General features: G+C 70.1%; 22 protein-coding genes. 6 read left to right on the forward strand and 16 right to left on the reverse strand.

Annotated elements, in window-relative coordinates; translation table 11 throughout:
• The first annotated feature begins 304 nt into the window (after positions 1-304).
• Together VNL12_RS13765 and icmF are read left to right on the forward strand one after the other, a co-directional pair.
• Positions 305-1,204 (forward strand): type IV toxin-antitoxin system AbiEi family antitoxin domain-containing protein, encoded by a 900-nt coding sequence (locus tag VNL12_RS13765; RefSeq protein ID WP_325595513.1) that lies wholly within the window; start codon positions 305-307, stop codon positions 1,202-1,204.
• Positions 1,205-1,344: 140 nt separating this feature from the next.
• Positions 1,345-4,602 (forward strand): fused isobutyryl-CoA mutase/GTPase IcmF, encoded by a 3,258-nt coding sequence (icmF, locus tag VNL12_RS13770; protein ID WP_325595514.1) that lies wholly within the window; start codon positions 1,345-1,347, stop codon positions 4,600-4,602.
• 226 nt (positions 4,603-4,828) lie between these two features.
• Here icmF and VNL12_RS13775 read toward each other — a convergent pair whose 3' ends face one another.
• From VNL12_RS13775 to VNL12_RS13790, 4 genes are all read right to left on the reverse strand, one after another.
• Positions 4,829-5,230, reverse strand: a complete 402-nt coding sequence (locus tag VNL12_RS13775; RefSeq protein ID WP_325595515.1) for a YjbQ family protein — start codon at positions 5,228-5,230, stop codon at positions 4,829-4,831.
• 361 nt (positions 5,231-5,591) lie between these two features.
• On the reverse strand, positions 5,592-5,786 hold the full coding sequence (locus VNL12_RS13780) for a hypothetical protein (RefSeq protein ID WP_325595516.1): 195 nt from the start codon (positions 5,784-5,786) through the stop codon (positions 5,592-5,594).
• Positions 5,787-5,797: 11 nt separating this feature from the next.
• The gene (locus tag VNL12_RS13785) at positions 5,798-6,688 is read right to left on the reverse strand and encodes an LLM class F420-dependent oxidoreductase (RefSeq protein WP_325595517.1); all 891 of its coding nucleotides are present in this window, start codon (positions 6,686-6,688) and stop codon (positions 5,798-5,800) included.
• Positions 6,689-6,789: 101 nt separating this feature from the next.
• Positions 6,790-7,749: a TIGR03557 family F420-dependent LLM class oxidoreductase gene (locus tag VNL12_RS13790; protein ID WP_325595518.1), complete on the reverse strand. Its 960-nt coding sequence runs from the start codon at positions 7,747-7,749 to the stop codon at positions 6,790-6,792.
• A 122-nt stretch (positions 7,750-7,871) separates the two neighbouring features.
• Between VNL12_RS13790 and VNL12_RS13795 the strand changes: the two genes are divergently transcribed.
• From VNL12_RS13795 to VNL12_RS13805, 3 genes are all read left to right on the forward strand, one after another.
• Positions 7,872-8,297: a PPOX class F420-dependent oxidoreductase gene (locus VNL12_RS13795; RefSeq protein ID WP_325595519.1), complete on the forward strand. Its 426-nt coding sequence runs from the start codon at positions 7,872-7,874 to the stop codon at positions 8,295-8,297.
• Positions 8,298-8,467: 170 nt separating this feature from the next.
• Entirely contained in the window at positions 8,468-8,629 is a 162-nt protein-coding gene (locus VNL12_RS13800; protein ID WP_325595520.1) for a hypothetical protein, read from the forward strand.
• 44 nt (positions 8,630-8,673) lie between these two features.
• Positions 8,674-9,129: a hypothetical protein gene (locus tag VNL12_RS13805; protein ID WP_325595521.1), complete on the forward strand. Its 456-nt coding sequence runs from the start codon at positions 8,674-8,676 to the stop codon at positions 9,127-9,129.
• Between the two features lie 80 nt (positions 9,130-9,209).
• Here VNL12_RS13805 and leuA read toward each other — a convergent pair whose 3' ends face one another.
• The 5 genes from leuA to VNL12_RS13830 form a co-directional block, all read right to left on the reverse strand.
• Entirely contained in the window at positions 9,210-10,925 is a 1,716-nt protein-coding gene (gene leuA / locus VNL12_RS13810; RefSeq protein ID WP_414654897.1) for a 2-isopropylmalate synthase, read from the reverse strand.
• 412 nt (positions 10,926-11,337) lie between these two features.
• A complete protein-coding gene (locus VNL12_RS13815; protein ID WP_325595523.1) occupies positions 11,338-11,679 on the reverse strand; it encodes a type II toxin-antitoxin system PemK/MazF family toxin in 342 nt (113 codons plus the stop codon).
• Positions 11,663-11,869: a hypothetical protein gene (locus VNL12_RS13820; RefSeq protein ID WP_325595524.1), complete on the reverse strand. Its 207-nt coding sequence runs from the start codon at positions 11,867-11,869 to the stop codon at positions 11,663-11,665. Before VNL12_RS13820 ends, VNL12_RS13815 begins: the two co-directional genes overlap by 17 nt.
• Before the next feature lie 67 nt (positions 11,870-11,936).
• Positions 11,937-12,353 carry a PIN domain nuclease gene (locus VNL12_RS13825; protein WP_325595525.1) on the reverse strand — a complete coding sequence of 139 codons (417 nt, stop codon included), beginning with the start codon at positions 12,351-12,353 and terminating at the stop codon, positions 11,937-11,939.
• Positions 12,344-12,550, reverse strand: coding sequence for a type II toxin-antitoxin system VapB family antitoxin (locus VNL12_RS13830; protein ID WP_325595526.1), 207 nt, complete (start codon positions 12,548-12,550; stop codon positions 12,344-12,346). The genes VNL12_RS13825 and VNL12_RS13830 overlap by 10 nt, the downstream gene beginning before the upstream one ends.
• A gap of 38 nt (positions 12,551-12,588) precedes the next feature.
• On the opposite strand from VNL12_RS13830, the gene VNL12_RS13835 reads away from it, so the two are divergent.
• Positions 12,589-12,798: a hypothetical protein gene (locus tag VNL12_RS13835; RefSeq protein WP_325595527.1), complete on the forward strand. Its 210-nt coding sequence runs from the start codon at positions 12,589-12,591 to the stop codon at positions 12,796-12,798.
• A 72-nt stretch (positions 12,799-12,870) separates the two neighbouring features.
• On the opposite strand, the gene VNL12_RS13840 is transcribed toward VNL12_RS13835, so the two are convergent.
• From VNL12_RS13840 to VNL12_RS13870, 7 genes are all read right to left on the reverse strand, one after another.
• Positions 12,871-13,491, reverse strand: a complete 621-nt coding sequence (locus VNL12_RS13840) for a maleylpyruvate isomerase N-terminal domain-containing protein (protein ID WP_325595528.1) — start codon at positions 13,489-13,491, stop codon at positions 12,871-12,873.
• An 86-nt stretch (positions 13,492-13,577) separates the two neighbouring features.
• Positions 13,578-14,390 carry a class I SAM-dependent methyltransferase gene (locus VNL12_RS13845; protein WP_325595529.1) on the reverse strand — a complete coding sequence of 271 codons (813 nt, stop codon included), beginning with the start codon at positions 14,388-14,390 and terminating at the stop codon, positions 13,578-13,580.
• A gap of 317 nt (positions 14,391-14,707) precedes the next feature.
• Entirely contained in the window at positions 14,708-14,983 is a 276-nt protein-coding gene (locus tag VNL12_RS13850; RefSeq protein WP_325595530.1) for a type II toxin-antitoxin system RelE/ParE family toxin, read from the reverse strand.
• Positions 14,980-15,264: a type II toxin-antitoxin system Phd/YefM family antitoxin gene (locus VNL12_RS13855; protein WP_325595531.1), complete on the reverse strand. Its 285-nt coding sequence runs from the start codon at positions 15,262-15,264 to the stop codon at positions 14,980-14,982. The genes VNL12_RS13850 and VNL12_RS13855 overlap by 4 nt, the downstream gene beginning before the upstream one ends.
• A gap of 84 nt (positions 15,265-15,348) precedes the next feature.
• The gene (locus VNL12_RS13860) at positions 15,349-15,888 is read right to left on the reverse strand and encodes a GNAT family N-acetyltransferase (protein WP_325595532.1); all 540 of its coding nucleotides are present in this window, start codon (positions 15,886-15,888) and stop codon (positions 15,349-15,351) included.
• A 158-nt stretch (positions 15,889-16,046) separates the two neighbouring features.
• Positions 16,047-16,331 carry a type II toxin-antitoxin system PemK/MazF family toxin gene (locus VNL12_RS13865; RefSeq protein WP_325595533.1) on the reverse strand — a complete coding sequence of 95 codons (285 nt, stop codon included), beginning with the start codon at positions 16,329-16,331 and terminating at the stop codon, positions 16,047-16,049.
• Between the two features lie 20 nt (positions 16,332-16,351).
• Positions 16,352-16,603, reverse strand: a complete 252-nt coding sequence (locus VNL12_RS13870; RefSeq protein WP_325595534.1) for a ribbon-helix-helix domain-containing protein — start codon at positions 16,601-16,603, stop codon at positions 16,352-16,354.
• Between the last annotated feature and the right edge of the window lie 59 nt (positions 16,604-16,662).

A 16,662-nucleotide genomic window follows, 5' to 3' on the forward strand; every position in this document is an offset into this window, starting at 1 on the left:
TCGCCGTGCTCACCGACGACGGGCGGAGCGTGGCCGCCGATGCCGCCGCCCGCCTCAACGCCGAGGTGTTCGAGGCCCTCGACCTCGACCGGTCCGAGTCGGACCAGCTCTTCGCCCTCCTCGCCCGCCTCCGACTCTGACTCACCCCCGCCCGACACCCCCCGAAATTGCGTACCTGAGTCGCGCCGAGCGCGACTCAGGTACGCAATTTCACCAGGGTCCGATCCGAGGTTCGGCGGGGTAGAGGCGGGGCACCCTCGGCCCGACGCTTCCCCTCCCCAGGCACCCGACGCCCGGGAGCGAGATGTCAGCCGAGCTGTTGTCCCTGGCCGCAGCCCACCACGGGGTCTTCACCCACGCCCAGGCCGCAAGCCGAGGCGTCGATCCCTCGCGACTGCGCCGGTGGGAGAAGGCCGGGTGGGTCGAGCGGGTGGGCCCTGGCGTCTACCGGGTCGCCGGCGCCCCGGCCTCGTGGCGGGAGGCGCTGGCGGCAGCGGTGCTGTCGGTGTCCGGGGCACTGGCGTCGCACCGCGCGGCAGCGGCGCTCCACGGCCTCGACGGCATCCGGCCCGGCCGGATCGAGCTCGTCGTACCTCGTTGGTCGCGGCGGCACCGAGCCGGGCTTGTCGTGCACGAGTCGACCGACCTTCGTCCCGTCGATTCCGGTGAGGTCGACGGGATCCCGTGCACGACCCTGGTGCGGACACTCGTCGACCTGCCCGCCGTCGTCCACGAGTTTCGTGCCGGCCAGGCCCTCGACTCGGCCGCCCGCCGCGACCGATCCGTCCTGAGCCGGGTCAGTGCCCGCCACCTCGAGGTGGCTCGCCGGGGCCGAGACGGCACGGTGGCGCTTCGCTCGCTCTTGGCCGAGCGGGGGATCGGCGACCGCATCCCCGACAGCGGCTTCGAGCGGATGGCACTGCGGCTGATCGAGAACTCTGCTCTGCCCCGGCCGGTGCTGCAGCACATGGTCCGCGACGGCGATTTCCTCTGCTACCTCGACCTGGCCTGGCCTCATCAGCTGGTCGCCATGGAGTGCGACAGCCTCGAGCACCACTTCGGCGCCCGGGCCCACCAGTGGGACCGCGAGCGCCGACGCCACCTCACCCGGCTCGGCTGGACGGTCCTCGAGTTCACCTACCAGGACGTCGCCCACGGAGGAGGGGGCGTCGTCCTCCGCGACCTCACCCACCACCTCCTCTGAAACTGCGTACCTGAGTCGCGCCCGGCGCGACTCAGGTACGCAATTTCGGTGGTGAGGGTGGCGGCGGCCGGAAATAGGGCACTCGACAGGTTGTTGGACGTCAAAGTAATCTCGGGACCACCCCCGGCCTGGAGCTCCCCTTGACCCCGTCCGACCTGTACTGCCCGACGCACCCGGTGCGGTTCGTCACTGCCGCCAGCCTGTTCGACGGCCACGACGCCTCGATCAACATCATGCGGCGGATCCTCCAGAGCCAGGGCGCCGAGGTGATCCACCTGGGCCACAACCGCTCGGTCGACGAGATCGTCACCGCCGCGGTGCAAGAGGACGTCCAGGGCGTCGCGGTCAGCTCCTATCAGGGCGGCCACGTCGAGTACTTCACCTACCTCCTCGACCTGCTGCGCGAGCGCGGCGCCGGTCACGTCAAGGTCTTCGGCGGAGGCGGCGGCACCATCATCGGCTCCGAGATCGACGAGCTCCACGCCTACGGCATCACCCGCATCTTCTCGCCCCACGACGGCCAGTTGATGGGCCTGCCGGCCATGATCAGCGCCATGGTGCAGGCCACGGACATCGACCTGGCCGCGACCCTCCCCGAGAGCCTGGACCCTCTCCTCGCCGGCGACGGCGCCCCCCTGGCCCGGGTCATCACCGCCCTCGAGGCCGGCACCCTGCCCGAGAACCAGCGGGCCGAGGTGCGCGCCGCAGCCGCAGCCCGCACCGTGCCCGTGCTCGGCATCACCGGCACCGGCGGGTCGGGCAAGTCGTCGCTCACCGACGAGCTGGTGCGGCGCTTCCGGCTCGACCACGAGGACAAGCTCCGCATCGCCGTGGTCGCCATCGATCCCACCCGGCGCAAGAGCGGAGGTGCCCTGCTCGGCGACCGCATTCGCATGAACTCCATCGACCCCGCCACCATCTACTTCCGCAGCGTGGCGACCCGGACCGCCGGCGCGGTGGTGCCCGAGGCCCTCGATGACATCATCGCCGCCGCCAAGGCATGGGGCGCCGACATCGTCATCGTCGAGACCCCCGGCATCGGTCAGGGCGACGCCGCCATCGTCGACCACACCGACGCCTCGCTCTACGTGATGACCCCCGAGTTCGGCGCCGCCAGCCAGCTCGAGAAGATCGACATGCTCGACTTCGCGGATGTCGTCGCCATCAACAAGTTCGACCGGCGCGGCGGCGAAGATGCCCTGCGCGACGTGCGCCGCCAGATGGTGCGCACCTCCGAGGCGTTCGGATCGAGCCCCGAGGACATGGCCGTCTACGGCACCGTGGCCAGCCGCTTCAACGACGACGGCGTCACCGCCCTCTACCAGGAGCTCGGGCGCCGCTTGGCTGAGCACGGCCTGAGCGCCCCGATGGGCGGGGGCACCCTCGCCCCGGTCGAGGCCAAGGTGTCCTCGGCCGACACCGCCATCGTCCCTCCCGCCCGGGTCCGCTACCTCGCCGACGTCGCCGAGGCGGTCCGCCACCACCACACCCGCACCGCCGAGCAGGCCGCCGCGGCGCGCCAACGCCAACAGATCCAGGCCGTGCGGGCCCTGGTGGCCGAAGCCGGCGGCGACGAGGGTGCTGCGGGTCTGGCCGAGATCGAGGCCCGGGCCGACGAACACCTCGACCCCGAGACCCGCGCCCTCCTGGAGGCCTGGCCGGCCACCGTCGCCGCCTACTCCGGTGACGAGCACACGGTCACGATCCGCGGCCGAGACCTGACCACTGTGCTCACCAAGGAGTCGCTCTCGGGGTCGAAGATCCCCCGCGTCGCCCTGCCCCGGTTCACCGATCACGGCGAGCTGGTGCGCTTCTTGAGGGAGGAGAACCTCCCCGGCCGCTACCCGTTCACCGCCGGGGTGTTCCCGTTCAAGCGCGACGGCGAGCGCCCGGCGCGCATGTTCGCCGGCGAGGGCGATGCCTTTCGCACCAACGCCCGGTTCCACCTCCTGGCCGAGGGCCAGCCCGTCACCCGCCTGTCGACCGCGTTCGACTCGGTCACGCTGTACGGGTTCGACCCCGACCCGCGGCCCGACATCTACGGCAAGGTCGGCAACTCGGGGGTGTCGATCGCGACCGTCGACGACATGGCAGTGCTCTTCGACGGCATCGACCTGTGCGACCCGACCACGTCGGTGTCGATGACCATCAACGGCCCCGCCCCGACGATCCTCGCCATGTTCCTCAACGCGGCCATCGACCAGCGCCTCGCCAAGGTGACGTCCGAGACCGGGCGGGCGCCCACCGACGAGGAGGCGGCCGAGATCCGGGCGTGGGTGCTGGCCAACGTCCGGGGAACCGTGCAGGCCGACATCTTGAAGGAGGACCAGGGCCAGAACACCTGCATCTTCTCCACCGAGTTCGCCCTCGGGATGATGGCGGATGTCCAGGAGTGGTTCGTCGCCGAGCAGGTGCGGAACTTCTACAGCGTCTCGATCTCCGGCTACCACATCGCCGAGGCCGGCGCCAACCCGATCAGCCAGCTGGCCTTCACCCTCGCCAACGGGCTCACCTACGTCGAGGCCTACCTGGCCCGCGGCATGGATGTCGACGACTTCGCCCCCAACCTGTCGTTCTTCTTCTCCAACGGCATGGACCCGGAGTACACGGTGCTGGGGCGGGTGGCCCGCCGTGTCTGGGCCATTGCCATGCGCGACCGCTACGGAGCCGACGAGCGGAGCCAGAAGCTGAAGTACCACGTGCAGACCTCGGGCCGCTCGCTCCACGCCCAGGAGATGGCCTTCAACGACATCCGCACCACGCTCCAGGCGCTCATCGCCGTCTACGACAACTGCAACAGCCTCCACACCAACGCCTTTGACGAGGCGGTCACGACCCCGACCGCCGAGTCGGTGCGCCGGGCCCTTGCCATCCAGCTCGTCATCGGTGAGGAGTGGGGCCTGGCCATGAACGAGAACCCCAACCAGGGCTCGTTCATCGTCGACGAGCTCACCGACCTGGTCGAGGCCGCGGTGCTCGAGGAGTTCGACCGCCTCACCGAGCGCGGCGGGGTGCTGGGGGCCATGGAGACCGGCTACCAGCGGGGCCGCATCCAGGACGAGTCGATGCTCTATGAGACCCGCAAGCACGACGGCACCCTGCCGCTCATCGGCGTCAACACGTTCCTGCCGCCGGCCGCGGCCGACGGTGACGACGAGGTCATCGTCGCGCTGCAGCGCTCCACCGACGCCGAGAAGCAGAGCCAGCTGGCTCGCCTGGCCGACTTCGGGGACCGCCACGCATCGGAGCGCGAGGCCGCGCTCGGGCGGCTCCGGGACGCCGCCCTCGCCGGCGACAACCTCTTCACCGTGCTGATGGACGTGGTGAGCAGCTGCTCGCTCGGCGAGATCACCCACGCCCTCTTCGACGTCGGCGGCCGCTACCGCCGCAACGTCTGACCCGTCACTGGCCGCGCGTCTCACCCCACCCTGACAGACAGGGCCTGACCGCTCCCCGGGACCGGTCCGACCCACCCAGCGGCCCGCACTCGTTCTGAGCTCAGCCACCGATGCGCCACGGATGGCTCAACCGTGGCTCAGAGCGGCGCCGCCGGGTCGAACGGCGCCGTCGGGTCGAACAGCGCCGTCGAGTCGGACGGCTCTGCCGGGTCGGGCCGCCTCGGCGTCAGCCGGTGAGGAAGCTGACCCGAACCGTGCGCTCCGGGTTGTCGGCGTTGGTGTCCACCAGCACAACGCTCTGCCAGGTGCCCAGCGCCGGTCGTCCGTCGAGGACCGGGAGGCTGACCGACGGGCTGAGCAACGCCGGCAGGACGTGGTCGGCGCCGTGGCCGGGTGAGCCGTGGCGGTGTCGGTAGCGGTCGTCGCGGGGGAGGATGTCGCCGAGGACGGTGGCCAGGTCGTCGTCGCTGCCGGCGCCGGTCTCGATCAGCGCCAGCCCTGCGGTGGCGTGGGGGGCGAAGACGTGGACCAGCCCGTCACCTCGTCCGTGGCAGAAGCGCGCCACCTCGTCGGTCAGGTCCGTGACCACCCGGTCGCCGGTGCGCACCTCGATCTTGATCGATTCCACCAGGCCCTCCCTCGCGTTGGCCCCCTGACCGTACCGGCGACGGAAAGCTCGGTGCCGGCTGCCGTGACGGCGGCCACCATGGGGGGCATGGACGGGCGAACTGAACCGGCGCCTCGGCTACGGGCCCAACGGCACGGTCATCCACGCCATCGAGGGGCAGCGTCGCGTCGAGCAGCGGTTCGTCCTCGAGCGGGCCGAGTGGGAACCGTGCCGTCGGGGCGACATCACGCTGGCGGGCATCGACGCCTGTCGTCCGCTGTTCGGGATGGGGTGATCCGCACACCGCCGCCAGCTCGGTACGGGAGTTGTCCGCCGGGGCACACATCCGTACGAAGTTCGGTGGCGGCGGGGCTCCCCGGGGTCAGGCGATGACCTCGCCGTAGGAGTCGCACTCGGCGTTGTCGCAGACGAAGGTCGTGTCGACGACGTGGGCCAGCTCGCCGGGCAGGGCGGTGACCCCGCACGCCGGGCAGACCGGCGCCCGGTCAAGACCACCCTGTTCGTCAGCGTGGAGCCCTGCGTCGTCGGTCGCCTCCGGGTCGTCCCAAAGCGACATCGGACCGTCCCTCAGCCGGCCAGCCCGAGGGCGGCCGACAGGTCCCGCCAGGCCTGGTCGGGCACGTCGGTGCCGCCGTCGATGACCTGGATGCACACGTGATCGGCGCCGGCGTCGTGGTGGGCCCGCACCCGGGCGAGGATCGTCTCCATGTCGCCCCAGGCGACGATGCGGTCGACGAGGCGGTCGCTGCCGGCGTGGGCGAAGTCGTCGTCGGTCAGCGTGGGGTCGAGGCGCTTCAGGTTGTTGGCGTAGTTCGGGAGCCCGGTGTAGATCTTGGTGTGGCTGCGGGCGATGTCGCGCGCCGCGGCCGGGTCGGTCTCGAACACGACGGCCTGCTCGACGGCCAGCAGCTTCCCGTCGCCGAGGGCGGCGCGGGCAATGGCCGTGTGCTCGGGGGGCACGAAGTAGGGGTGGGCGCCCGCGGCGCGGTCGCGTGCGAGCTCGAGCATCTTCGGGCCCAGCGCGGCGAGCACCCGCTGGGGCTCGGTCGACGGTGCGGCGGCCATGAACAGGCCCTGGTCCATGCCCTCGAGGTAGGCCTTCATGGTGGAGTAGGGCTTGGAGTAGTCGTGGCCGCGCAGCCCCTCGACCATGGGCTGGTGGCTCACGCCCAGGCCGAGCAGGAAGCGGTCGGGGTAGGCCTCGGTCACCGTGCGCTGGGCGGCCGCCGCGGCCATCGGGTCGCGGGCGTAGATCGAGGCGATGCCGGTGGCCACGACGATGTCGGTGCCGCCCCGGAGCAGCAGGGCGGCGTTGGTGAACGCCTCGCGCCCGACCGCCTCGGGCACCCACACCGCCCCGAACCCGAGCTCGTCCAGCTCATCGAGATGGTCCACGCTCTGCCCGGAGGGCACGAAGTCGAGCTGGAAGGTCCAGATGCCGTAGCGGCCGATGTCCATGGGCCGAACCTACCGGCGGGGCCGAGCCTTGGATCCATGTCCGCGACCAAGGAGCACGTCGGTCCAGGGATCGCCGGTGCCCGGGCTGCGCCAGTCGCAGCTCAACCAAGGGCGGGCTTCACCTCGTCGGCCCAGAAGCGCAGCGTGCCCTCGACGTCGTCGCCGGCGGGGATGATGCTGATGTTGGTGAAGCCGGCGGCGACGAACTCTCGCACCGCCTCGACGTAGGGCTCGGGGTCGGGGCCGTGGGGGATCGCGTCGGCCACGTCCTCGGGCCGGATGCTCGCGCAGGCGGCGCCGAAGTTCACCGGGTTGGGCAGCTCGGACATCACCTTCCACCCCGGGATGGCGAAGCGGAGCCGCTCGTGGGCCAGGCGCAGGCCCTCGTCGACCGACGGCGCCCAGGCGAAGGGGACCTCGGTCCACGTGGCGTCGCGCGATCCGTCGCGCTCGGCCCAACCGTCGACCAGGTCGGACTCGGGGTCGACGGCCATGATCCCGTCGGCCCCGGTCCGTTGGGCCAGATCGAGCGAGGCGGGGCCGCTGACGCCGACGACGAGGTCGATGGGCCGCTCCGGCAGGTCGTAGATGCGGGCGTCCTCGACGGTGAAGTGCGGACCCCGCTGCGTCACCCACTCACCGGTCCACAGTGCCCGCAGGATGGCGATGGCCTCCTCCAGCATCTCGTGGCGCCGGTCGACGGCGGGAAACAGGGCCCCGGTGATGTGCTCGTTCAGCCGTTCACCGGCGCCGACGGCCAGGGTCACCTGGCGGTCGGTCATCGAGGCGACCGTCGCCGCCGCGTGGGCGATGATCGCCGGGTGATAGCGCCCGATCGGGCAGGTCAGCCCGGTTGCGATGTCGATGTCGTGGGTGGCGTGGGCGACCGCACCGAGGACGCTCCAGGCGAACGGGCTGTGGTCGTGCTCGGGGAGCCAGGGGTGGATGTGGTCGGAGATGGCGACGAACTCGAGGCCGTGGGCCTCGGCCGCCACGGCGTGGTCCACCAGCTCCCGCGGGCTGCGCAGCTCGGACATCAGCTTCAGGCCGTAGCGGGTCATGGGTCTCCTCGTCGTCGGGTGCCGGCGCCCGCTACCCGACGACGGGCCCCCGAACCGACCCGGCCGCGTTCTCGGCGCGCCGAGAAGGGAAGGGGTGCGGGCGGACAGCGGTTGGTCCCGGCATGGATCTCACCGCTGCCCTCGACTACATCCGGACCCGACACTGGGGCGTGCTCGTCACGCTGAAGGGCGACGGGCGGCCGCAGCTCTCGAACATCGGCTACGGCCTCGGCGACGACGGCATCGTCCGCGTCTCGATCACCGACGGCCGGGCCAAGTACGCCAACGCGGCCCGTGACGAGCGCGTGTCGCTGCACGTGACCGCAGACGACTTCTGGTCCTATGTCGTGGTGGACGGCCGGGCCGAGCTGACCCCCGTGGCGGGTGCCCCCGGCGATGCGACGGTCGACGAGCTCGTCGAGCTCTACCGCCAGCTCCAAGGTGAGCATCAGGACTGGGATGACTACCGCGCCGCCATGGTCGCCGACCGCCGCCTCGTCCTGCGCCTCCACCCCGAGCGGGCCTACGGCATGATCCCCTCGGGCTGAGCTCCCGCTGGTGACCGGCGGTCGTAGGCTGACCTCGTGAGCGAGGGCAGCGAGCGCAGCGAGCGAACCAGACGGCACGGCCTCTCCGGCGGCGGAGGCGGCGGCGCGCATCGGAGGCCGGTGACGACCACAACGGTGAACACCACCCATGACGAGGAGACGGTGCGCCAATGAGCACCCTGGGGCCCCTGGAGGACGAGCGCGGCGTCGATCGAGCAGCGATCCGCGAGCTGTTGGCCCTGACCCCCGCCGAGCGAGTCGAGCGCCTGGTGTCCACGGTCGAGGTGTGGTCCGCGATCCTCGCCCACCGTGACGCGTCCGACGTCCGGTGACCTTCGATCCGCGATCGATCTGTCGGGCGCTCAACGACGAGGGCGTGAGCTTCGTCGTCGTCGGAGGGTTCGCCGCCGTCCTGCACGGCTCGCCGTTGCCGACGAGTGACATCGATGTGGTTCCCCGCCGTGACCCTGCCAACCTCGATCGGCTGGCCCGGGCGCTCACGAGCCTCGGCGCCCAGCTGCGCACTGCCGCCGGACCGGTCGCGACGACGATCGACGCCGGCTTTCTGGACGCGATGCCCTTGATGCTCAACCTCTGCACCGACCACGGCGACCTCGACCTGACGTTCGCGCCCACGGGCCCGCGTCAGGACTTCGATGCCTGGGACGCCGATGCCGGCGTGGTCGAGATCGCGGCTGGCCTGTCGATCCGCGTCGCGTCCCTCGACGGGGTCATCGACTCCAAGCGGGCTGCAGGGCGGGACAAGGACCTTCGGGCTTTGCCGTACCTGGAATCGCTCCGAGACGAGATCGCCGGGGGAGCATCGACCTGACCTTGGTTCGCCTCGCATGCCGGTGGTCGGTTGACCTCGGATGAGAACGGCACGGGCCCGCTTCGACCGGACCCGAACGCTCAGCCGCCGACCCGGGCGCGGGCGGCGGCGCCGAGGACGGCTTTGAGCGAGGCGGTGATGATGTTGGGGTCGGTGCCGACGCCCCAGCGCACGGTGCCGTCGCCGTCCTTGGTCTCGACGTAGGCCACGGCGGTGGCATCCGCGCCGGCGCCGAGGGAGTGCTCGTGGTAGTCGACGACCTCGACGGCGACGCCGAGCCCGTCGGCCAGCGCGGCGACGAAGGCGGCGACGGGGCCGTTGCCGGTGCCGGTGACGGTCGTGGGCTCGCCCTCGACGATGAGCTGGGCGGTGATGGTGCTCGACCCGTCGGAGCTCGAGGTCAGCTCGCTCGACCGGAAGGCGAACGGCGCCTCGGCTGGCAGGTAGGTGGTGGTGAAGGCGTCCCACATGGCGCCGGGGCCGATCTCGGTGCCGGTGTCCTCGACGATGGTCTGGATCGTCTTGGAGAACTCGATCTGGAGGCGCCGGGGCAGGGCGAAGCCATGCTCGATCTCCATGATGTAGGCCACGCCGCCCTTGCCGGACTGGCTGTTGACCCGGATGACCGCCTCATAGGTGCGCCCCACGTGGGCCGGGTCGATCGGCAGGTACGGCACCTCCCAGCGCTCGTAGTCCCGTCCCCGGCCGGCGGCCTCGGAGGTGGCGTAGAGGGCGGCGAAGCCCTTCTTGATGGCGTCTTGGTGCGACCCGGAGAAGGCGGTGTAGACGAGGTCACCGGCGTAGGGGTGGCGCTCGTGGACGGGGAGGCGGTTGCAGTACTCGGCGACCCGGCGCACGGCGTCGATGTCGGAGAGGTCGACCTCCGGGTCGATGCCCTGGCTGAAGAGGTTGAGCGCCAGGGTCACCAGGTCGACGTTGCCGGTGCGCTCGCCGTTGCCGAACAGGCAGCCCTCGACCCGGTCGGCGCCGGCCAGCACGCCCAGCTCGGCGGCGGCGACCGCGGTGCCCCGGTCGTTGTGGGGGTGCAGCGACAGCAGGATCGCCTCGCGGTTGCGCACCGTGCGCAGGAACCACTCGATGGCATCGGCGTAGAGGTTGGGCGTGAACATCTCGACCGTCGCCGGCAGGTTCATGACCAGCGGCCGCTCCGGCGTGGGCGCGATGACCTCGGCCACCGCGTCGCAGATCTCGACCGCGTAGTCGAGCTCGGTGCCGGTGAAGCTCTCGGGGGAGTACTCGTAGCGCACCGCGGTTCCGGGCACCGTCTCTTCGAGCTTGCGGCACAGGCGTGCGGCGTTGACCGCGATCTCGGTGATGCCCGCCTTGTCGAGGCCGAACACGACCTGGCGCTGCAGCGTCGAGGTCGAGTTGTAGAAGTGCACGATGGCCTGCCCGGCGCCGGCGATGGCCTCGTAGGTGCGCTCGATGAGGTCGTCGCGACACTGGGTGAGGACCTGGATGTGCACGTCGTCGGGGATGAGGTCCTCGTCGATGAGCTGGCGCACGAAGTCGAAGTCGGGCTGGCTCGCGGAGGGAAACCCGACCTCGATCTCCTTGTAGCCCATGGCCACCAGGGTCTCGAACATCTTGCGCTTCCGGACCGGGTCCATGGGGTCGATCAGGGCCTGGTTGCCGTCGCGCAGGTCGACCGCGCACCAGCGGGGGGCGGCGGTGAGGCGCCGGTCCGGCCAGGTGCGATCCGGGAGCTCGACCGGGACGGTCGGCTGGTACCGGTCGAAGGGCATGGGCTTGGGGGTCACGGGCTCGGGGGCCATGGTCGTGCTCGCAGTCTGCGGCTTGGGGCGGTGGTCGGGGGCAGCGGAGGGTACGGGGCCGGAAAACGAAGAAAGCTCCCGGCCCGGGGGCTCAGGAGCAGCGACGAGTGCCGATATGGGGGCACCCGTCTACATGAGGAGGAGGAGGGTGGTCGGCGCTGTCACCCCTGAACCATCCCCCTTCGGCCGCCCGCTTGTCAAGGGCGATGGCCAGCGGGAGGCCGTGGTAGGGAGGGCGTCGTGCACCACCTGGCCCCCTCACCGTCCTGGCCGCGAAGGTCGGTCCCGAGGTGGCCGAGTCCCGGGAGCGCCGGGCGGCGGCCGCGGAGCACTCGGCTGGAGGGCGCGGCCAGAGCTGTGCGATCGAGCTATGTGGACTTCTGCGCCACGGAGGGGCTGTCACCGACCTCGGTCAGGGCAGGTCGAGGATCACAGCGATCGTCTCACGCAGCTGCCCAAGCACGGCAGGGCCGACGTTGCCGCGGTTGGCGACGATCCTGGTCGGCGACACCGCACGCAGGTGTTGGCACTGGGCGGCCGAGAGATCGGTGAGACCGTTGGCCGGATCGGGTTCGATGACGATCTCCGAGTGGAACGGCCGGACCCTGGTCGTGAGCGGCACGACGTGGACGACACTGGGTCCAGCGTCGAGGATTCGCTGAGCCGTCACCAAGACGGCGGGGTGACAGAAGCCCGCTTCGCGTCCCTCGGGGGCCCCGAGTTCGAGGTCGATGACATCACCCGAGCTCGGCATCGAGCCAGGAAGCCTCGTCGTCGCGCAGCGGCGTCTGCAGCTCCGCGCCGACGCGGTCCTGCCGAAGCGCCCGTACCGCGAGGGACACGGTGTTGCCGACCGTGGTGTGCAGCTCCGCGGCCAGTTGCTTCAGCTCGTGGTGGGTGGCGGCGTCAATCCGGACGCTCGTGCTTTGCATGCAGATCAGCATACATCGTGCCTGGCGGCGCGACCGGCACCAGGCGACCCGGCTGCGCAGGACCGCAGGTTCCTGCTCGTCAGACAGATCCCTGGGGAACAACCCACTCGTGCCGCGCGCCGCCTGCGGCGGCGATCCGCTCGAAGTCCGAGTCGTAGTGCAAGACGATGAGACCCGCCTCCCGTGCCGCCGCCGAGATCATCAAGTCAGGGATGGGGACTCGATGTTGTCCCTTTCGTGCGAGCTCGTGTTGGAGGTCGATGGCCGTCGTCATCACCTCGGGCGTGACGGGGGCGGCATCGAGGCTGAGCCGCTCCTCGAGAATCGCCTCGTAGTCGACGAGGCTGCGGCTGCTGTAGAGCACCTCGAGATCGACGATTGCACACGTCGCGAGGTCACCGTCTTCGAGCAGCGGTCGTAGCCGCGCCGCTACTGCAGCGACCGGGAACCGGGCCAGCGCGCTCTTGTCCGCGAGGTAGGTCGCGCTCAGCGCCACGCGCCCGACATCACCTTCGGCTTCGCGAGGTCGAGGTCACGCATCGCTTCGAGCCGGTCGGCGTGCCGTCGACGCCGCGCCGCGAGAACGACAGCCTCGAGGGAGCGGTTCACAGTCTCCTTCATGGTGGCGGCGCCGAGGACCGTCGCCGCCTCATCGAGAAGCTCGTCGTTGATGTCGACCAGTCGCTTGCTCATGACAGCCGAGTATATCCGCCGGAGCCGAAGATGGATATATGCGTCCTACCGTCGGGCAGATCGCCCACGTCTCGGACATGAGAGGGCGGAACGTCGCCGTCGCCGTCGAGCACCACGGCCGCGGTGTCGCGCCGGGTGCGGGCGGGGACGGCATCGACGTCGATATGTCCGCTCGTGACGACGTGCCGTTCTCCGCCGAGATCGACCGTGTGGCCGATCAGGCCCGCAAGGCCGTCGCACGCAACTGATCGCGCTGCATCTCCTTGGTTGGGGACCCACGCGAGCCTTGACCAGTGGCGAGCCCTCACGACCTCCCATGACTAGAAGACACGGAGGGCGTCGGCCGCGTCCCTCTCTCGCCGTGCAAAGGCCCGGACGACCGCCATCGGAGGGTGCCGCCCCCGTGCGACCTCCAGCAAGAGTTGGATGGTCAGGTCGACCGCTGCCGATGGGAGCTCAAGTCGCGAGATGCCAACGCTGACGGCCAGATCGTCTGCGTGCACGACCATCTCGAGTACGCGCGCCTCCAGCACGGTCCGCCGCGTGGTGCAACGGCCGAACCATGTGTGAGCCACAGCAAGCGACTCGCCGGGCAGCCGAGCGCTGAGGCGTCCGAGCGCGTCCCTGACGGTCAAGGCGAGGGCACCCGGCCCGCCCGCCGCTGTGTCCTCGCCGCTTTCGCGGACCCGTAGGTTGGAGTGGGAACCAAGATCGGAGAGGTCGCCGCCGGCCAAGTAGTACTCAGCGGTGGTCAACGCATGACCCTCCTCGATCGGCGCGTCGAACACGGCCTCGGTGAGCAACACCGAGCGAGCAAGGTGCCCGGCGAGACCCGCCACGCGCATCTCGGGAAGCGCGCTCGGCTCCGTCCACGCCTTCGCAACCGCGTGATCCCCGAGCAGGGCAGCCACCGCCGACGCAGAGTCCAGGTACACCGTCACGAGCCCGCGATCATCCCGGTTGGAATGGGACGCAACTCGCCGCCACAGATCAGCCATGCAGCGGATGATCGCACAGGGCTGGACGTCTAGGAACGGAGTCTCGCCACCGTCAGCGCGGCAAGCAGGTGGGCCGCCACGGTGCCTCCTCCTTCCAGAATGCGTCGTCTGATCCTGCTGATCAGTTCGGCCTGAGCGGCGGGTGGGAGCTCCTTGATGCCCGACTGGGTCGAGAGGTTGAGGGCGTAATCGTCGGCGGTGAAGGTGATCTCGAAGAGGTATCGCCGGATCGTTGGCGCCTCGAACAGTCCCGAGGCGCGCACCTCCGATCCGAGGTCCCCGGTGCGGTCGGGGTGCTTGGTCGCCGGGTCGACCCACCCGCCGCCCACCGCGACGTAGTCGTCCTGGACATCCCACCAGAAGCGGTCCGCGTCGTCGGGGATGACCCATGGTGTCGCCAGCACGATCAGGTGCCCGCAGGGTCTGAGCACGGTGGCCGACTTGTGGAACCGGATGGCAGGGTCGACCCAATGGAACGAGTTGGAGGCGAAGACCGCGTCGAACCGTGCGGAGTCAGGATCCCACGCCTCGTAGGAGGTCGTCACCACCTCGACCTCCGTGAAGGCGGCAAGGTTCCGCCGCGCTCGCGCCGCGAGATGGGGGCCGAGCTCCAGGGCCACGATCTGTAGGCGCCGCTCCGCCAACGGGCGCGTGGCCTGGCCAGTTCCCGGGCCGACCTCGACGACCGACGAGCCTGGATGCAAGCCCGCGAGCTCGACGAGATCGTCGAAGACGTACCTCGGGGCGACCGGGCGTGTTCGGTCGTAGGCCTCCACGTCCTCGTCGAAGGTGACGCGGAACGTCTCGCGTTCGCTCGTTTCCCAGGGCGGTCTCGACGGCATCGCGGGTCCAAGCCTCCTCACGACAGCCTGCCCGATACCGCCGGCTACGCCGCCTTCTCCCAGACCGAGACGTGGCTAGGGCTGTCGGCCGGGGCCGGACGTTCCGCACCCCCCACGCTGGCTCCGCGGTTGAGCTACGCGGGACCTCCCACTGGCGAGAAGGACGGTGAAACACCATCGAGATGACATCCGCCACTCAGTGGCCGGTCTGCTCCCAGACCGAGACGTGCGATGTGCTCACGCACGAGCCCGTCGCGACGGGACGGCGTTGCCTCCGGTGCGACCCTCTCGACCCGGAGTCGCTTGATGGACGGCCTTCATCGGGGCCGGTAGACATCGCTTCGGTGGTCGATCGCCAGGACCGTCACGTCGTGACGGTCATCGTCGATCACGTAGATCACTCGGAAATCACCACGCCTCGCGCTGTTGTTCCCCTCGAGGTCGAAGCGGAGCGCTCGGCCGACTCGGTGCGGGCTCTCGGCCAGGCTCCCGTAGACGAACTCGACACACGCCGTGGCGATCTTCTCCGGCAGCCGATCGAGGGACCGGAGCGCGCAAGACGCCCACGTGATCTCGTACGGAACAGGTGTCACTGCCGCGCGACTCGGGCCCGAGCTTCCTCTCGCGACAACTGGTCGGTGCGCCCGGCTTCCACGTCGTGCTCGCCCTCACGGATGGCCTTCAACAGCGGAGGGTTGCTCATGATCTCGAGGGTCTCTTCGAGCGATTCCAGGTCCTCGATGCTGAGCATGACGGCCGCAGGGCGGCCGTGCTTGGTCACCACGACACGTCCGTGCTCGCGTTCCAGAGCCTCGATCACCTCGGAGAGCCGGCTCTTCACGTCGGCGAGTGATAGGTGGTTGGAGGGCGACATGACCATAAGTATGGCTAGATCGTCGATGGGGCAGCAACTGCGGCGGGTTGCTCGGCCCCGCCGGCTGAGCGCAGCGTCGACCGGTCAACTTGTGCGCCATCGGGCCCGCGTCAGCGACATGACGTGGAGGCCGACGCGACGGGTGGGGTGCGTGGTCTCCCGTTCGAGCATGAACCCGAGGCGCCGCATCACGGCGCCCGAGGCGACGTTCTCCGGCTCGCAGATGCTCACGATCGATTCGAGACCAAGGTCCTCGAACCCATGGCGCAGCCACGCCGCCCCAGCCTCCGTTGCGAACCCGCGACCTCGATACTGCTCACCGAGTCGCCAACCGACCTCGACGGCCGGGAGGACCTCGGGAAGGAACGTTGGGATCGACAAGCCCGCCCAGCCCGCGAGCTCCCCCGTCTCGGCGACGACGACCGCCGACACGGCGATGCCTGGCGCCCGATACCGCTCGATCGTGCGCTCCAAGAACGACTGGGTCTCGCGCCTCGACCAGCCGCGACCGAACGGGTACCACCAGAAGGACTCCTGCGCGTGAAGCGCGGCGAGATCGTCGAGGTCCCCGAACGTCAGCGGGCGGAGCACGAGGCGCTCGGTGATCAGCGTCGGCCACGCCACACCGCCACCTTACGGAAGGCCTACCTGGTGCGACGGGCGCTCGACACGCGTGCGGCGACCGACAACACCCGCGTCCGACGTCATCCGAGAGGCGCTCCGCTCGTACCTGAACGTCAGCTGACCACCTGCCCACTACCCGCCGGCTGGATGGCGGTGAGTCAGCAGTTGGCGAGTGCCTCAAGCGCGTGGCAAATGCGCCGGCGACCACCGAGGCCGAGCTCGCCGAGCCGTCGCGTCAACACGGCCTTGGGCACGGCGGCGAGGTTGTCGAAGGTGGCGACGCTGTCATGGTCGATTCCCTCATCTGCCCCGACGGTGATGCAGGTTCCGATGTCGCGGATCGTGCTCGTCACCGGCGCGACCACGACGTTGTTGACCACAGGGATGACCTCGTCGCGGGAGACGACGAGGACGGGACGACGCTTCTGGTTCGGGGTCTCCATCAACCACAGCTCGCTTTGCGCTACCACGGCTCGGCTTCGGTGAGCGCGATGGCACTCGCCATGGCCAGCTCGTCGTCCTCGGTGGTCTGCGGGCGCTGCCGATACGAGTCCGCGATGGCCGCGCCGACCCGTGCCCGGCCGACCGCGTCGGCGAGGTGGCCCACGGCGCGCCGGATCACTGCGGAGCGACTCTCGCCGATGCCTTCGGCGACGAGCTCGTCGATCAACTGGAGCTCGTCATCGCTGAAGCGGGTGGGAACCGGCGTCGTCATACGTTCAAGTATACGAGTTGTAGAGCACAGGGTGGCTCTCCCTGACCGGAGCGCCGGAA

The sequence above is a fragment of the Iamia sp. genome (genome assembly GCF_035575815.1).
Lineage (GTDB): Bacteria > Actinomycetota > Acidimicrobiia > Acidimicrobiales > Iamiaceae > Iamia.

Coding starts and splice junctions, on each gene's coding strand:
- VNL12_RS13765 (WP_325595513.1), top strand. CDS start 305: ATGTCAGCCGAGCTGTTGTCCCTGGCCGCAGCCCACCACGGGGTCTTC.
- VNL12_RS13780 (WP_325595516.1), bottom strand. CDS start 5,786: ATGTCGCTTTGGGACGACCCGGAGGCGACCGACGACGCAGGGCTCCAC.
- VNL12_RS13785 (WP_325595517.1), bottom strand. CDS start 6,688: ATGGACATCGGCCGCTACGGCATCTGGACCTTCCAGCTCGACTTCGTG.
- VNL12_RS13790 (WP_325595518.1), bottom strand. CDS start 7,749: ATGACCCGCTACGGCCTGAAGCTGATGTCCGAGCTGCGCAGCCCGCGG.
- VNL12_RS13795 (WP_325595519.1), top strand. CDS start 7,872: ATGGATCTCACCGCTGCCCTCGACTACATCCGGACCCGACACTGGGGC.
- VNL12_RS13800 (WP_325595520.1), top strand. CDS start 8,468: ATGAGCACCCTGGGGCCCCTGGAGGACGAGCGCGGCGTCGATCGAGCA.
- leuA (WP_414654897.1), bottom strand. CDS start 10,925: ATGGCCCCCGAGCCCGTGACCCCCAAGCCCATGCCCTTCGACCGGTAC.
- VNL12_RS13815 (WP_325595523.1), bottom strand. CDS start 11,679: ATGCCGAGCTCGGGTGATGTCATCGACCTCGAACTCGGGGCCCCCGAG.
- VNL12_RS13820 (WP_325595524.1), bottom strand. CDS start 11,869: ATGCTGATCTGCATGCAAAGCACGAGCGTCCGGATTGACGCCGCCACC.
- VNL12_RS13830 (WP_325595526.1), bottom strand. CDS start 12,550: ATGAGCAAGCGACTGGTCGACATCAACGACGAGCTTCTCGATGAGGCG.
- VNL12_RS13835 (WP_325595527.1), top strand. CDS start 12,589: ATGCGTCCTACCGTCGGGCAGATCGCCCACGTCTCGGACATGAGAGGG.
- VNL12_RS13845 (WP_325595529.1), bottom strand. CDS start 14,390: ATGCCGTCGAGACCGCCCTGGGAAACGAGCGAACGCGAGACGTTCCGC.
- VNL12_RS13855 (WP_325595531.1), bottom strand. CDS start 15,264: ATGTCGCCCTCCAACCACCTATCACTCGCCGACGTGAAGAGCCGGCTC.
- VNL12_RS13865 (WP_325595533.1), bottom strand. CDS start 16,331: ATGGAGACCCCGAACCAGAAGCGTCGTCCCGTCCTCGTCGTCTCCCGC.
- VNL12_RS13870 (WP_325595534.1), bottom strand. CDS start 16,603: ATGACGACGCCGGTTCCCACCCGCTTCAGCGATGACGAGCTCCAGTTG.